Raw genomic sequence first — 15,488 nt, 5'->3', positions numbered from 1 at the left:
CATCCGTCTCTGCACCGGGAAGAGGTCAGTGTGGCGGACGTGACCGAATCGGCGGCCACACCGCGCCGGCGGCTAGGCTGACCAGTAATGCCTGCTCTCCGCTCCGTCCTGCTGCTGTGCTGGCGCGACATCGGGCACCCGCAGGGCGGCGGCAGCGAAGCCTACTTGCAGCGCGTCGGCGCGCAGCTGGCCGCGTCGGGGATTGCCGTCACGCTGCGCACCGCCCGGTCTCCGGGCGCCCCCCGCCGCGAAGTGGTCGACGGGGTGCGGATCGACCGCGCCGGCGGCCGGTACTCCGTGTACGTGTGGGCGCTGCTGGCAATGGCCGCGGCGCGCATCGGACTCGGACCGTTGCGGCGGGTGCGGCCCGACGTGGTCGTCGACACCCAGAACGGTCTGCCGTTCCTGGCCCGGCTGGTGTACGGCCGGCGGGTGGTGGTGCTGGTGCACCACTGCCACCGCGCGCAGTGGCCGGTGGCCGGGCCGGTGCTGGGCCGGATCGGCTGGTTTGTCGAGTCGAGGTTGTCACCACGGCTGAACCGGCGCAATCAGTACGTGACGGTGTCGCTGCCGTCGGCCCGCGACCTGGTCGCGCTCGGCGTGCGCAACGAGCAGATCGCGGTGGTGCGCAACGGCCTCGACGAGGCGCCGGCGTCATCGTTGTCCGGCCCGCGCTCGGGCGCACCGAGGGTGGTCGTGCTGTCGCGGCTGGTGCCGCACAAGCAGATCGAAGACGCGCTGGAAGCGGTTGCGGCGCTGCGGCCGCAAATACCGGGCCTGCACCTCGACATCGTCGGCGACGGCTGGTGGCGGCAGCGGCTCGTCGACCACGTACGACGGCTCGGCATGTCCGACGCCGTGACCTTCCACGGCCATGTCGACGACGTGACCAAACACCATGTGCTGCAGAGCTCCTGGGTGCACGTGCTGCCGTCCCGCAAGGAGGGGTGGGGCCTGGCGGTCGTGGAGGCTGCGCAGCACGCGGTGCCCACCATCGGCTACCGCTGCGCCGGCGGCCTATCCGACTCGATCGTCGACGGGGTGACCGGGCTCTTGGTGGACAGCCACGCCGAGCTGGTGGACCGCCTCGAACGACTACTCCGCGACCCGGTGCTGCGCGATCAACTCGGCGCCAAGGCCCAGACCCGCAGCGGCGAGTTCTCCTGGACCCAAAGCGCCGACGCGATGGCCAGCGTGCTCCACGCGGTACAGGTCGGCGAGTTCGTCAGCGGGGTCGTCTAGCCCGGCGCCGCCACGCGTAGACCGCGGCTCCCGCGGCGCCCGCGACAAGCAACGCCAACCAAGCCAGGTGTGCGATCTGCGTCGCGGCGCGCCGGGCGGGAGAAACATCGGCGGTGTCGCCGCCGATCCGGTACAGAGCGAACTCGTCGTCGCGGTAGACCGGCGTCAGCGCGTCCAGCGTGCGGGCGGCCGCACCCATGTCACCGGCGCTGTCCGATTCGACGACGAGCCACCCGACGCCGGCCGGGGCCAACGCGGCCGGGTCGGGCCCGGCCAGCAGCATGTCCTGCACGGCCCGGGCGCGATCGCCCTCCCCGGGCACGGCGACCCCCGAGATGGCCAGGTCGCCGGTGGTCAGCACGTCGGCGCGCAGCCAGCGGGGCAGGGGATCCAGCACCGGCGCCTGCCCCGCCCACGAGAACCGCCGCATGGTGCCGGCGGGCAGCACCGCGACGGTCCGAGGATCGGCGTTGATCGCCGCCGCCACCGCGGCCCACCCCGGCGGGTAGCGCACCGGCGAGACCCTGCCCCACGCACCCCACGCCAGGTCGGGCAGCGCCAGGATCAGCGCGAGGCAGCAGACCAGGGCCGCCAGCGAAGGCCGCAGGGACCGTCGCAGCGTCACCACGGCGCCGGCGCCCGCCAGCGAGTAGCCCGGCACCGCCAGCGCCACCCACTTCTGCCCGTCGCGCAGCACACCGAAGCCGGGCGCGGCGTCGACCAACGCGCGCAGCGCGTGCAGGCCCGGGCCGGTCGCCAAAGCGGCGGGCACCAGCACGGACACCGCCGCCAGCGCCAGCAGCGGAACCGCCGCGCGACGACGCACCACCACCGGCAACCCGGCCGCCACCATCCCCAGCAGCACCACGGCGGAGGAGAGCGCGAAAAGCGTTGTCCGCGAACCCGGTACGGCCTCGCCGTTCCAGATGCCACCGAGGCTGGCCAGGCTGGCGAGCGTGCCCAGGCCGGGTTCGGCCCGCGGCGCGAACGCGTTCACCCCCAACGCGTTCGCCGCGGTGTGCGCTTTCAACGACGAGCCCAGCAACGCGGCAGTCAGCCAGGGCGCCGCCGCCACCAGCGCGGCAGCGAAGGTCGCCGCGGCGCAGAGCCAGCGCGGTCTGGCCGCACCGGGGGCAGCGACGCAGACCAGCGCCACCGTCGCGGCGAGCAACAGGCCCGTCGGGGTCAGCCCGGCCAGCGCCACCCAGGACGCCAGGCCGAAGACGCCAGACCAGCCGGCATCCCGCGCCGACCGCAGCCTGAGCATCGCCGTCGCGACCCAGGGCAGGCCGCCATAGGCGACCAGCAGGCTCCAGTGGCCCTGCAGAAGGCGCTCGGCGACATAGGGATTCCAGATCGCCAGCGTGCTGGCGACGAACTCGCCCGGCGCCCCCGCGCACGGCAGCGCCGTGGCGACCAGCCGGGCCGCGCCCCATCCCGCGAGCCACAGGCCCGCCACGAGCAGCGCCTTGACCACGACGCCGCCGTCGACCAGGTGCGAGGCCAGCGCCACCGCGAAGTCCTGGGGCGTCGCCCGCGGCGCCGACGTCAACCCCAGGGCGCTATCGGACAGATACGACCGTGGCGTCGACACCGCGTCGCGCAGCAGCAGGTACCCGGGCGCCAGGAGTGGCCCAACCACCAGGAGCGCCAGCAACAGCGCGTACCCCGGCCGGGTCCAGCGCACGGTCAGCGCCTCCAGGGAAAGCTAGGCCCGTTCGGGGGGACCCGGTGACTCCGGTGGTCCCGCGTCGGGCGGCCCCGGATAGGACGGCTCGTCGGCGCCCAGGGTGGGTGCGTCGCCGGGCGGGCCCTCATCCTCCTGCGTCGCGGGCCGCTGGGTGGGCAGCTTCTCGGTCTCGGCTTCGGCGCCGGGCACCGGTTCCTCGAGCCCGGGGCGGCCGAAGAATTCCTGGTCGGTCCGGTCCAGGCCCGGGTCGGTCAGCGCGCTCTCGGTCCGCAGGCTGAAGGAGGCGAGTACTCCGCCGCCGATCAGCGCGATCAGGCCGACCGATGTGAACGTGATGGGCAGCACCCGCGACCACAGCGCCAACCGGTCACGCTCATCGCGGGCCGCGTTGACCTGGGCCTCGACGGTGTCTCCGTTCGAGGTGACCTTGTAATCGGCCAGCGTCAGCTCCGGCTTGAGCGGATCACGGGCGAAGTAGTGGTTGGCGTGCTCGGTCTGCTTGACGATGGTCCCCGACACCGGGTCCACCCAGAAGGTCCGCTGCGCCGCGTAGTAGCGGGTCATGGTGATCTGTTCGTTGGGATCGCCGCCCTGGACGCCCCACATCGCCGCCGAGGCGGTGAACTTGGAGTCCGTCGTCTGGTCGGCGTACAGCGTCGGGTACGGCACCGGAGCCACCAGCTTGCCGTCGGCGTTGTAGCCGACGTTCTGCGTGAACTTGTAGGTGGTCAGCCCGTTGACGTCTTCCTGGCTGTCGTAGTTGACGTCGAACGGCTTCTGCGCGATCGGATCGAAATAGGGGTACGTCTTCTTTTCCGTGTGGAAGGGGAACCGGTAGGACAGCCCCTCGTGCCGCAGCGAGATCGCGGTGGGCGGGCTCTCGTCATTGACGGTGCGCGGCTTTTGCACGGAGCCGCCGGGGTGGGTGTCGTCGGAGACGGCCATCGCGGTCTTGCGGTTGAGGGTGACGGTGTCGACGATCGCCAGCAACAGGCCGCTGTCCTTTTGCTTGTCGGTGCGCCGGACCGAGGTGCCGACCTGCAGCGTGACAACGTCGGCGTTGGCGGGAGATTCGACGCTGATCTGCTGCTGGGACACCAACGGCACGTTCTGGTTGACGACGAGGTGGTCGCCGGACAGCGACGCGGAGTCGAGCGCGGTTCCGTTGCCGTCGCTGATCAACGTGGCGTCGAGGTTCAACGGGATCTTGGCGATCCGGCCGCTGGTGTAGGTCGACAGCAGCAGCGCGGCGATCAGCAGGGCGGCTCCGAGTCCGATGATCGCGCACGCGGCGAAACGCAACATGACTGCTCGGTTCACGTTGCTGTGCCCTCCTCGTGTCCCAGGTCTCGTCGGCCGCGACCCGCTCCGACCTGACCAAGCAGCGTGGCAAACCCGTTCGACCCTAACAGCAGAATTTAAGGCCCCGACTTAGCAACCCATAGCCAGGGCGCCGGGTGGTTCGGGTGCACCCGATTCGTCGGCCGAGAACCGACGGGCACACTTGTGACCGTGACCGATGGCCAACAGGTGGGAGGAATCCGCGGCTTCCTGCCCGCCGTGGAGGGTATGCGCGCGTGCGCGGCCATGGGCGTGGTCGTCACACACGTCGCCTTCCAGACGGGGCACTCCAGCGGCGCCGCCGGCCGGCTGTTCGGCCGGTTCGACCTCGCCGTGGCGGTGTTCTTCGCGTTGTCGGGATTCCTGTTGTGGCGCGGGCACGCGGCGGCGGCAAGGGGTTTGGGGCCGCGTCCACGCACCGGGCACTACTTGCGCTCGAGGGCCGTCCGCATCATGCCCGCCTACGTGGTGGCCGTCGTCGTGATCCTGACGCTGCTGCCCGACGCGGATCACGCCAGCCCGACCGTGTGGTTGGCCAACCTGACGCTCACCCAGATCTACGTGCCGCTCACCCTGACCGGTGGCCTGACGCAGATGTGGAGCCTTTCCGTCGAGGTCAGCTTCTACCTGGCGCTGCCCATTCTGGCGTTGCTGGCCCGCCGCCTCCCGGTCCGCGCGCGGGTGCCGGCCATCGCCGCGCTGGCGGGCCTCAGCTGGGCCTGGGGCTGGGTGCCGCTACACGGCGCTTCGGGGATCAACCCGCTGAACTGGCCGCCGGCCTTCTTCTCCTGGTTCTCCGCCGGCATGTTGCTGGCGGAGTGGGCGCACAGCGGGATCGGCGTGCCGCACCGGTTGGCGCGCCAGCGCGTGGTGATGGCCGTCGTGGCGGTGCTGGCCTACCTGGTGGCGGCGTCCCCGCTGGCCGGCCCGGAGGGCCTGGTGCCCGGCACCGCCACGCAGTTCGCGGTGAAGACGGCGGCGGGCGCCCTGGTGGCGTTCGCGTTGGTCGCGCCGTTGGTGCTGGACCGGGTCGACACGCCGCACCGGGTGCTGGGCAGCACCGCCATGGTGACGTTGGGGCGCTGGTCCTACGGCCTGTTCGTGTGGCACCTGGCCGCGTTGGCGATGGTGTTCCCGGTGCTGGGGACGTTCCCGTTCACCGGCCGGATGCCCTCGGTGCTGGCGTTGACACTAATCTTCGGCTGGGCGATCGCCGCGGTGAGCTACGGGCTTGTCGAATCCCCGTGCCGGGAAGCGCTGCGCCGCTGGGAGCTGGGCGGAAAGCCGACAGAACCGAAAGCAACCCAGGTCATAGACGCTGAGGCGGACGCAGTCGCGCCATGACCTCGGCGCGCACCGCCGACCGCCGCGCTTTGCCGGCGTCGTCGCGCAGGGGGGTGCTGACGAATTCTATGAAGTCGGGGGTGGGCGGCACCTTGTACGACGAGATGCGTTCGCGCAAAAAGGCTTTCACGCCGTCGGCGTCCAACGCGGACCCCTCGGCCGCGTGCACGAGGGCGTACGGCACCTGCCCCAGGTCCCCCGAGTTCGGGTCGGGGACACCGACGACGAGGCAGGACATCACTTCCGGGTGCGCCGACAGCGCGTTCTCGATCTCGGCGGGGTACACGTTGCGGCCCCCGACGGTGAACATGTCGACCCGGCGGTCCGACAGGTACAGGAACCCGTCGGCGTCGAAATAGCCGACATCGCCCAGCGAGTCCCAGCCGTCCCGGGTCTTCGCGGTGACGCCGACGTAGCGGTAGGTCGGCGCGCTGCCGGGGGCGGGGCGCATGTAGATCTCGCCGACCACGCCGGGCGGGCAGGGTTTGCCGTCGTCGCCGAGCACCTTCATCTCCCCGGCGACCACCGTGCCCACGGAGCCGCGGTGGGTAAGCCACTGGTCGCCGCGGATGAAGGTGAGCGCCTGTAATTCCGTGCCGCCGTAGAGTTCCCAGACGACTTCGGGACCCAGCAGGTCGATCCAGGCCTGCTTGACGGCGGGCGGGCACGGCGCCCCCATGTGCCAGAACCGCCGCAGTGACGACAGGTCGTAAGCGCCCGGGTCGGCGTGGTACACCGGAAGCGCCCGCTGCATGATCGTCGGCACCGTGGTCAGGAACGTCACCCGATGGTCGGTGATCAACCCGAGGAACCCCTGCGGGTCGAACCGGCTCATCAGCACCAGGTGATGGCGCATCAGCAAAGCGATCGTCGCGGTGGTGAAGCCGGTGTTGTGGGACAGCGGGATCGGCACCAGGGTGGTGTCGCCCTCCTGCGCCCCGAGCGGGTAGCCGACCGCGGCCGGTATCCGGCTGTCACCGCCGGACTCGATGAGCTTGGGTCGCCCGGTGCTGCCGCCCGAACCCATCGCCTTCCACACCGGCGAAACGGCCTCCGGCAATGCGGCATCGGACAACGCCGGGTCTGGAATGAAACCGGCTGGCATGCTTGGTATTTCGGGGCGATCGCCTCCGCGGCCCACCAGCAGGGCGCGCGGCCGCACCTCCAGCAGACCCTGCAGCTCCGCATCCGGCAACCGCGCCGAGAGCGGCTGCGGCACCGCGCCCAGCTTCCAGCACGCGACCGCGGCCTGGATCCACTCGATCGAGTTGGGCAGCACCATGGTCACGTAGTCGCCGACGCCGACGCCGCGCTCGGCATACGCCCGGGCCAACCGGTTCGTCGACCGGTCGAGTTCGCCGCGGGTGATGGTCCGCCCGTCACAAGTGACCGCGGGCTCGTCGGGAGCCCGTCGGGCAAGCTGCGAAATCTGGGTGCCGATCGGCGCGACCGGCTCACCCCTGGTCAATTAGTACGCGCCCTGTTGCTCGAAGATGCGGCGCGGGTTGTCGACCAGCATGGTGTGCAACTGCTCGTCGGTGACGCCGCGCTCCTTGAGGGCGGGGATCACGTCGTTGTGGATGTGCAGGTAGTGCCAATTGGGCGCGGCCAGCGGCAGCAGCTCTTCGGGCAGCGCGTCGAAGTAGCAGTTGGCGTCGTGCGACAGCACCATCTTGTCGGCGTGGCCGCGCTCGCACATCCGCGCCACCGTGTTCACCCGATCCTCGAACGGCAGGTATACGTCGATACCGAACCGGTCCATCCCGATATAGGAACCGTTGTCGATCAGTTCCTCAAGGTAGTCGAGGTCGGTGCTGTCACCGGAATGACCGATCACCACCCGGCTCAGGTCGACGCCCTCCTCGTCGAAGATGCGCTGCTGCTCGAGCCCGCGCCGGCTCTCCGCGTGCGTGTGCGTGGAGATCGGCACCCCCGTGCGTTTGTGCGCCTGGGCGACGGCGCGCAGCACCCGCTCGACGCCGGGAGTCACGCCGGGCTCGTCGGTGGCGCATTTGAGGATGCCCGCCTTGACGCCGGTGTCGGCGATACCCTCCTCGATGTCGCGGACGAACATGTCGGTCATAATCTCCGGGCCGTCCAGCGGTGTGCCCGGGCCGAGGTAGTGAAATCGGAACGGGACGTCGTTGTAGGTGTAAAGGCCGGTCGCCACAACGATATTCAGCTCGGTCGCCGCCGCGACCCGCGCGATGCGCGGGATGTAGCGTCCGAGCCCGATCACCGTGAGGTCGACGATGGTGTCCACCCCGCGGGACTTCAGCTCGCCCAGCCGGTTGATGGCGTCGGCCACCCGTTGTTCCTCGTCGCCCCAGGCCTCGGGATAGTTTTGGGTGATCTCGGTGGTCATGACGAACACGTGCTCGTGCATGAGCGTCACGCCGAGATCGGCGGTATCGATGGCGCCCCGAGCGGTATTGAGTTCTGACACGTGACTGACTTTAGGTCGAGTCGGTGCTCAACCGACAGTGGTGTTTTGTCCGGTGCGCCCCACGGCCGCGGTATTGAAGTACCGTCAGCCTCGTCTTTGTAGGAATCCCCCGGGAGTCGCCATGTTGCTCAATCCCAACCACCTGCAGCGCCGCTACCCGGACCGTCGCTCGGGGGAGATCATGGCCGCGACGGTGGACTTCTTCGAGTCCCGCGGCAAGGCGCGGCTGAAGCAGGACGACCACGACCGCGCGTGGTATTCCGACTTTCTGAACCACATCGGCCGCGAGCGGATCTTCGCGTCCCTGCTGACGCCGTCCGAGTACGGCTCCGACGATTGCCGCTGGGACACCTACCGGATCAGCGAGTTCGCGGAGATCGTGGGCTTCTACGGGCTGAGCTACTGGTACCCGTTCCAGGTCACCGCGCTGGGCCTTGGCCCGATCTGGATGAGCGCCAACGAGGACGCGAAACGCAAGGCCGCCGCCCAGCTCGAGGCCGGCGAGGTGTTCGCCTTCGGGCTCTCGGAGCAGTCCCACGGCGCCGACGTCTACCAGACCGACATGATCCTCACGCCGTCGGACGGGGTTGGCGGCTGGACGGCCAACGGGGAGAAGTACTACATCGGCAACGCCAACGTGGCTCGGATGGTGTCCACCTTCGGCAAGATCGCCGGAACCGACGAGTACGTGTTCTTCGCGGCCGACTCCCAGGACGACCGGTACGAGCTGATCAAGAACGTCGTCAACTCGCAGAACTTCGTCGCCAACTACGCCCTGCGCGACTATCCGGTGACCGAGGCCGACCTGCTGCACCGGGGACCCGAGGCGTTCCACGCGGCCCTCAACACCGTCAACGTCTGCAAGTACAACCTGGGCTGGGGTGCCGTCGGCATGTGCACCCACGCCATGTACGAGGCGGTCACCCACGCCTCCAACCGGATCCTGTACGGCACCGTCGTCACCGACTTCACCCACGTACGGCGGCTGCTCACCGACGCCTACGTCCGGCTGGCCGCCATGCGGCTCGTCGCGACCCGGGCGTGCGACTACATGCGCAGCGCGTCGGCGCAGGACCGCCGCTACCTGCTCTACAGCCCGCTCACCAAGGCCAAGATCACGAGCGAAGGCGAGCGCGTCGTCATCGCGCTGTGGGACGTCATCGCCGCCAAGGGGGTGGAGAAGGACACCTTCTTCGAGGCCGTGACCCGCGAGATCGGCCTCCTGCCGCGGCTGGAAGGCACCGTGCACATCAACATCGGCCTGCTCGGCAAATTCATGCCGAACTTCCTGTTCGCCACGGACGCCACGCTGCCCGCGATCGGCCGCCGCGACGACGCCGCCGACGACACGTTCCTGTTCGCTCAGGGGCCGACCGGTGGCCTGGGCAAGGTGCGTTTCCACGACTGGCGCGCGCCGTTCGAGAGCTACGGTCATCTGCCCAACGTGACGCTGCTGCGCGGTCAGATCGACGTGCTCGCCGAGATGCTCGCCAGCGCCACCCCCGACGCGGCGCAGCAGAAGGACGTCGACTTCGCCTTCGCCGTCGGGCAACTGTTCGCCATCGTCCCCTACGCCCAGCTCATCCTCGAGGAGGCGGCGGTGTCTGGTGTGGACGAAGCGCTGCTCGACCTGATCTTCGCCGTGCTGGTGCGCGACTTCAATGGCTACGCGGTGGAACTGAGCGACAAGCGCGCGACCAGCGACGAGCAGGCACGGTTCGCGATGCGGATGATCCGGCGGCCGGTGCACGACGCCGCGAGCTACGACCAGGTCTGGAAGGAGCACGTCCTGCCGCTCAACGGCGCGTACCAGATGCGGCCATAAGTCTGAACAGACCCGGCAAGTTCGGACCCGAAGGATTAGACAGGCACCAGGCGCAGGGGAAGGGTCGTCACGCCCCGCATTGTGGCGTTGTGCAGCCGTTGTGGCTGTCCGGTTAGTTCGAGCCCGGCGACTCGCTTGGTCAGATGGCTGATGACGTGGCGCGCTTCCAGGCGTGTCAGGTGGGCACCCAGGCAGTAGTGAATACCGATGCCAAACGAGAGATGATCTATGGGATCGCGGTCGAGGCGGAACATATCGGGGTGGTCGAAATGGCGCCAGTCGCGATTGGCGGCACCGAACATAAGCAGCACCCGGGACCGCCGGGGGATGACATGGTGCGAGATCGCGTAGTCCTCTATTGCGGTGCGGTAGAACCCTTGGACTGGTGACTCGAAACGCAGCTGCTCCTCAATAGCCGCGGGAATGAGACCGGGCTGGCCGCGGAGGGTGTCGTAGATGTCGGGACGGAGAGTGAACGTATGCAGTAAGCCGCCGAGCAACTGTGTGGTGGTGTGGCCGCCAGACATAATCAGCGTGGTGAGAGCCCAGAAAACTTCTTCGGTCGTAAGGGGCTCGGCGTCCTCGGCCAGGGCCATCAGCGAGATCAGATCGTCGCCGGGGTTTCGGCGGCGTTCCTCGACCAGGGGCATCAGATACCGGCGCAGTGCGAGCGTGGCCCGGCCCATGCGCCTTACTACGCCAAAGGTTCGTCGACCGAGTTCCACGAACGACCCCTCAATCAGGGCGTTGGCCCAGGCGAGGAACTGGGGATGGTCGGCTTCGGGAATCCCGAACATGTGGGTCATGAGGCGAACGGGCAACGGCTCCGCCAAATCGCGTAGCCCGTCGGGACTCGGCATGGCGATCATGCGCTCGATGAGCTGATCGGTGAGCTGTTCAATCGCGGCCTGCCAGACCTCGAGTGCTCTCGGTGTGAAGGCGGGATTAACCAGCCGGCGCCACCGCGCGTGGTCGGATGTGCCCGCCACCAACTTGAAGCGAATGCGGCTCCAGCCTTCCGTGGAGGACAGTCGCTCGTGGTCAAAAAGCCCGGCTCGCACGTCTGCGAATCGGGGGATGATCCAAATTCCCAGTCGAGGGTTGTAGCGCACCGGCGGCCCAGCGAGGAGTAAATCGTATTCCGGGTATGGGTTCGCGATCACTTCCGGCGAGAAGGGATTGAAGCGCGTTACGAGGTCTTTCGCGCTGTTACGGTGTCTGACCCGTGAAATAACCGTGTCCTGGACGATACCGGCGGTACCACTTACGGCGGTTTTAACGAGATTCGCGCTGAAGCGAGTGGTGCTGGTTGTGGTCGTCTCTGTTTGGCCGCCGAGCGGCATACCCGGTCGTTTTGCCCTGTGGTTACCGAGTGCGGTCATGACGGTTACTTCCTTTGCTTCGAGCCACAACGGGACATCGGAAGCCTTACATGACTCCCGCGAGGAAACGCGAAAACGAGTACTTGTTTCCCCGCGCACTGCCACTTAACTCTGTGGGGACACCACGCGACTGATTGACACTGCGCGAGGATTCGCCAGGCCTGGGTCTAAAAATGCCCTGACTGGCGACGGAATCGGCCGAACGAGTAATCAAAACAGTGCGTTGCAGTTCAACGAGGCGACATTGAGAAATGGGGCTCGGCGGATTATGACCCTTCACATTGGTCCTGCCTAGTTGGCTACTCGGCCGTCCAGCGTTCGCGCCCGGCCACCAGAATCTCTTGACTGTGACGTGGCTCACCGTAGAATGACCAGTGGTCATCGACGTTAGGGGGCCGCAATGCCGACCGTGACTTGGGCGCGCGTCGACCCCGCTCGCCGCGCGGCGGTGATCGAGGCCGCGGAATCCGAGTTCGGCGCGCACGGGTTTTCCCGTGGCAGCCTCAACGTCATCGCCCGCCGGGCCGGGGTCGCCAAAGGCAGCCTGTTCCAGTACTTCGCGGACAAGCGCGATCTCTACGCATACGTCACCGACGTCGCCAGCCAACGGGTCCGCGCCTACATGGAGGACCTGATCCAGGAGCTCGGTCCGAGCCGGCCGTTCTTCGAACACCTCACCGACCTGCTCGACGGCTGGGTGGCCTACTACGCCGAGCATCCGCACGAGCGCGCGCTGCACGCCGCGGTCAGTCTCGAGGTGGACACCGAGGCCCGCATCAGCGTGCGCAGCGTCAGCAATCGTCACTACCTGGAGGTGTTGCGGCCGCTGGTGCACGCGGCGAAAACGCGCGGAGACCTGCGTCCCGACGCGGACACCGGCGTGTTGCTGTCGCTGTTGCTGATGATCTTTCCGCACCTGGCGCTGGCCCCCTACATGCGCGGGCTGGACCCGGTCCTCGGGCTCGACGAGCCCACGCCGGAGCAGCCGGCGCTGGCCGTGCGCAGGCTCGTCGCGGTCCTGGCGGCGGCGTTCTCCGCGGAACCCCATGCGTCGCTGAATTCAGCCTCGATGCGATCTGAGGAGGTCACATGACACGTACACATTCGGGCTCGATGGTTGCGGGCGGACTCAACTGGGACAGCCTGCCGCTCAAGCTGTTCGCCGGCGGCAACGCGAAGTTCTGGAATCCGGCCGACATCGACTTCTCCCGCGACCGCGCGGACTGGGAGGCGCTGTCCGACGACGAACGCCATTACGCCACCCGGCTGTGCGCCGAGTTCATCGCCGGGGAGGAAGCGGTGACCGAGGACATTCAGCCGTTCATGGCGGCGATGCGGGCCGAGGGCCGGCTCGGCGACGAGATGTATCTGACGCAGTTCGCGTTCGAGGAAGCCAAGCACGTGCAGGTGTTCCGCATGTGGCTCGACGCGGTCGGCGTCACCGACGACCTGCACGCCTACCTGGACGACATCCCCACGTACCGAACGATTTTCTACGAGGAGTTGCCGGCCTGCCTCAACGCGTTGTCTACCGATCCTTCACCGGCCGCCCAGGTCCGGGCGTCCGTCACCTACAACCACATGGTCGAAGGCATGTTGGCGCTGACCGGCTACTTCGGCTGGCACAAGATCTGCGTGGAACGCGGAATCCTTCCCGGCATGCAGGAGTTGGTCCGGCGGATCGGCGACGACGAGCGACGCCACATGGCGTGGGGCACCTTCACCTGCCGGCGCCATGTCGCCGCCGACGACGCGAATTGGGAGGTCTTCGAGAACCGCATGAACGAGCTGATGCCGCTCGGGCTGCGCCTCATCGAAGAGGGCTTCGCCCTGTACGACCCGATGCCCTTCGGCCTTTCGGTGGACGAGTTCATGCAGTATGCCGCCGACAAGGGGATGCGCCGGCTCGGCACCATCAGCAGCGCACGCGGGCGCCCGCTCGGCGAAATCGACCTCGACTACTCACCGGTGCAGCTGGAGGACACCTTCGCCGACGAGGACGAGAGGGCGCTGGCGTCCGCGTCCGCCTAACGGCGCGGCTACTCGACCTTCTTCTTGCCGCCGCCGGAATCGCCGGACTCGGCTGGTCCCACCCAGACGGTCTTGGCGTTGCAGAACTCGCGGATCCCGAGGCCCGCGAGCTCGCGACCGTAACCCGACCGCTTGACCCCGCCGAACGGAAGCTCGGGGTAGGACACCGTCATCCCGTTGATGAAGACCTGTCCGGCCTCGATGTCGTCGATGAAGCGCTGCTGCTCGGCCTCGTCGTCCGTCCAGGCGTTGGATCCCAGCCCGAAGGTAGTGGCGTTGGCGATCTCGATGGCCTCGTCGACGTTCTCGGCACGGTATATCGAGGCGACCGGGCCGAACACCTCCTCGGTGTAGAGCGCCATGTCCTCGGTGATGTCGGTGACGACCGTCGGCGGGTAGAACCACCCCGGCCGGTCGAGGCGTTCGCCGCCGCAGCGGATCACCGCGCCGGCCGCGGCCGCGTCCTCGACCTGCTTGGCGACCTCGTCGCGGCCCGACTCGGTGGCCAGGGGACCGACGTCGGTATCCGGGTCGGTAGGGTCGCCCACCCGCAACGCTTTCACCCGCTCGACGAACTTGTCGACGAACGCGTCGTAGATGTCGGCGTGGGCGATGAACCGCTTTGCGGCGATGCAGGATTGGCCGTTGTTCTGCACCCGGGCGGTGACCGCGGTCTTGACCGCCTCGTCCAGGTCCGCGGACGGCATCACGATGAACGGGTCGCTGCCGCCGAGCTCCAGCACCGTGGGCTTGATCTCGTCACCGGCGATGGCGCCCACCGACTGGCCGGCCGGCTCGCTGCCGGTCAGGGTCGCCGCGGCGACCCTGGGATCGCGCAGGATGGTCTCGACGGCGCTGGAGGGAACCAGCAGCGTCTGGAAGCAGCCGTCCGGGAAGCCGCCGCGGGCGATGACGTCGGCGAGGTACAGCGCGCACTGCGGTACGTTGGACGCGTGCTTGAGGATGCCGACGTTGCCGGCCATCAGCGCCGGCGCGGCGAACCGGACGGCCTGCCACAGCGGGAAGTTCCACGGCATGACGGCCAGCACCACGCCGATCGGTTGGTAACGCGTGTACGCCTTCTTCGCGCCAACCTTCCCCGCGTCGGCCGGCTCGTCGGCCAGCAGCTTCTCGGCGTTCTCGGCGTAATAGCGAAAACCCTTGGCGCACTTGAGCGCTTCGGCCTTGGCCGAGGCCAGCGTCTTGCCCATCTCGAGGGTCATCATCGCCGCGACGTCGTCGGCCTCCTTTTCCAGCAGGTCGGCCGTCGCGTTCGCCCATTCGGCGCGCTGAGCGAAGGTGGTGGAGTGGCGGTAGTCGAGGAATCGCTCGTGGGCGCGCGCGATGGCTGCGTCGACCTCCGCGTCGGTTGCCGGGGTGAAGGTCTTGACTGTCTCGCCGGTGGTCGGGTTGATGGTGGCGATCGCCATGCTGACGTCCTTCGCTTGCGATGGTTGTGAAAGGTTCAACATCTAGCCTGCCACTATCGTTCCTCGAGGGAGGTGCCGGATGAGTACAGCGGCTCAGCTAATGGTCAAGTGCCTGGAAAACGAGGGCGTTGCCGTCGTCTTCGGGGTGCCCGGCGAGGAGAACATCCGCTTCGTGCAGGCGCTGGCATCCTCGAGCATCCGGTACGTGCTCACCCGGCACGAGCAGGCGGCGTCGTTCATGGCGGAGATGTATGGGCGCGTCACCGGCCGGGCGGCGGTGGTGTCGGCGACCCTGGGCCCGGGCGCCATCAACATGCAACTCGGCGTCGCCGATGCCACCACCAACAGCACCCCGGTGGTGGCGATCTCCGCGCAGGTGGGCCAGGACCGGGAGTACAAGGAGTCGCACCAGTACGTCGACCTGGTGTCGATGTTCGCGCCGATCACCCGGTGGGCCGCCGGTATCCCGACCGCGGAGGCGATACCGGAGATGGTCCGCAAAGCGTTCAAGCTCGCCGAGACCGAACGCCCGGCAGCGGTGTACCTGGCCGTGCCCGAGCACATCGACGCCGACGAAGCCGACTACGACCTGGGTCCGTTGCCCCGCAACGTCGTTCGCGCTGACGCGCCGGCCGTCCGCCAGGTGGCGCGCGCCGTCGACATCCTGCGTAAGGCCGTGCGGCCGGTGCTGTTGGCCGGGCACGGTGCCGCGCGCTCCGACGCGACCGATGCATTGGTGCGATTCTCGGAGAAGTTC

The 15,488-nt window shown here is 68.3% G+C and carries 12 protein-coding genes; 6 read left to right on the top strand and 6 right to left on the bottom strand.

What is annotated here, in order from left to right; genetic code table 11:
- Positions 1 to 87 precede the first annotated feature (87 nt).
- Entirely contained in the window at positions 88 to 1,242 is a 1,155-nt protein-coding gene (locus JWP83_RS17070; RefSeq protein WP_297732140.1) for a glycosyltransferase family 4 protein, read from the top strand.
- Here JWP83_RS17070 and JWP83_RS17065 read toward each other — a convergent pair.
- Complete coding sequence (locus tag JWP83_RS17065; RefSeq protein WP_297732138.1) at positions 1,226 to 2,929, bottom strand: hypothetical protein; 1,704 nt, start codon at positions 2,927 to 2,929, stop codon at positions 1,226 to 1,228. The two genes, JWP83_RS17070 and JWP83_RS17065, sit on opposite strands and share 17 nt — an antisense overlap.
- Before the next feature lie 21 nt (positions 2,930 to 2,950).
- Complete coding sequence (locus tag JWP83_RS17060; protein WP_297732136.1) at positions 2,951 to 4,252, bottom strand: DUF3068 domain-containing protein; 1,302 nt, start codon at positions 4,250 to 4,252, stop codon at positions 2,951 to 2,953.
- A gap of 249 nt (positions 4,253 to 4,501) precedes the next feature.
- Here JWP83_RS17060 and JWP83_RS17055 point away from each other — a divergent pair, with 249 nt between their 5' ends.
- Positions 4,502 to 5,617: an acyltransferase gene (locus tag JWP83_RS17055; protein WP_297732214.1), complete on the top strand. Its 1,116-nt coding sequence runs from the start codon at positions 4,502 to 4,504 to the stop codon at positions 5,615 to 5,617.
- On the opposite strand, the gene JWP83_RS17050 is transcribed toward JWP83_RS17055, so the two are convergent.
- Together JWP83_RS17050 and JWP83_RS17045 are read right to left on the bottom strand one after the other, a co-directional pair.
- The gene (locus tag JWP83_RS17050) at positions 5,583 to 7,085 is read right to left on the bottom strand and encodes an AMP-binding protein (protein ID WP_297732133.1); all 1,503 of its coding nucleotides are present in this window, start codon (positions 7,083 to 7,085) and stop codon (positions 5,583 to 5,585) included. The two genes, JWP83_RS17055 and JWP83_RS17050, sit on opposite strands and share 35 nt — an antisense overlap.
- Positions 7,086 to 8,063: a phosphotriesterase-related protein gene (locus JWP83_RS17045; protein WP_297732131.1), complete on the bottom strand. Its 978-nt coding sequence runs from the start codon at positions 8,061 to 8,063 to the stop codon at positions 7,086 to 7,088.
- Positions 8,064 to 8,184: 121 nt separating this feature from the next.
- Between JWP83_RS17045 and JWP83_RS17040 the strand changes: the two genes are divergently transcribed.
- Positions 8,185 to 9,888, top strand: a complete 1,704-nt coding sequence (locus JWP83_RS17040; RefSeq protein WP_297732129.1) for an acyl-CoA dehydrogenase — start codon at positions 8,185 to 8,187, stop codon at positions 9,886 to 9,888.
- 35 nt (positions 9,889 to 9,923) lie between these two features.
- On the opposite strand, the gene JWP83_RS17035 is transcribed toward JWP83_RS17040, so the two are convergent.
- Positions 9,924 to 11,270, bottom strand: coding sequence for a cytochrome P450 (locus JWP83_RS17035; RefSeq protein WP_297732126.1), 1,347 nt, complete (start codon positions 11,268 to 11,270; stop codon positions 9,924 to 9,926).
- A 400-nt stretch (positions 11,271 to 11,670) separates the two neighbouring features.
- On the opposite strand from JWP83_RS17035, the gene JWP83_RS17030 reads away from it, so the two are divergent.
- A complete protein-coding gene (locus JWP83_RS17030; RefSeq protein WP_297732123.1) occupies positions 11,671 to 12,363 on the top strand; it encodes a TetR/AcrR family transcriptional regulator in 693 nt (230 codons plus the stop codon).
- Positions 12,360 to 13,301, top strand: coding sequence for a R2-like ligand-binding oxidase (locus JWP83_RS17025; protein ID WP_297732121.1), 942 nt, complete (start codon positions 12,360 to 12,362; stop codon positions 13,299 to 13,301). The genes JWP83_RS17030 and JWP83_RS17025 overlap by 4 nt, the downstream gene beginning before the upstream one ends.
- 8 nt (positions 13,302 to 13,309) lie before the next feature.
- Here JWP83_RS17025 and JWP83_RS17020 read toward each other — a convergent pair whose 3' ends face one another.
- On the bottom strand, positions 13,310 to 14,731 hold the full coding sequence (locus JWP83_RS17020) for an NADP-dependent succinic semialdehyde dehydrogenase (protein WP_297732119.1): 1,422 nt from the start codon (positions 14,729 to 14,731) through the stop codon (positions 13,310 to 13,312).
- A 79-nt stretch (positions 14,732 to 14,810) separates the two neighbouring features.
- Here JWP83_RS17020 and JWP83_RS17015 point away from each other — a divergent pair.
- Positions 14,811 to 15,488, top strand: a 678-nt coding sequence (locus tag JWP83_RS17015; protein WP_297732117.1) for a thiamine pyrophosphate-binding protein, incomplete at its 3' end; no start/stop codon positions are given.

This window comes from Mycobacterium sp. (assembly GCF_025965855.1).
Classification (GTDB): Bacteria; Actinomycetota; Actinomycetes; order Mycobacteriales; family Mycobacteriaceae; genus Mycobacterium.
This window is presented reverse-complemented; position numbering and strand designations above follow the sequence as displayed.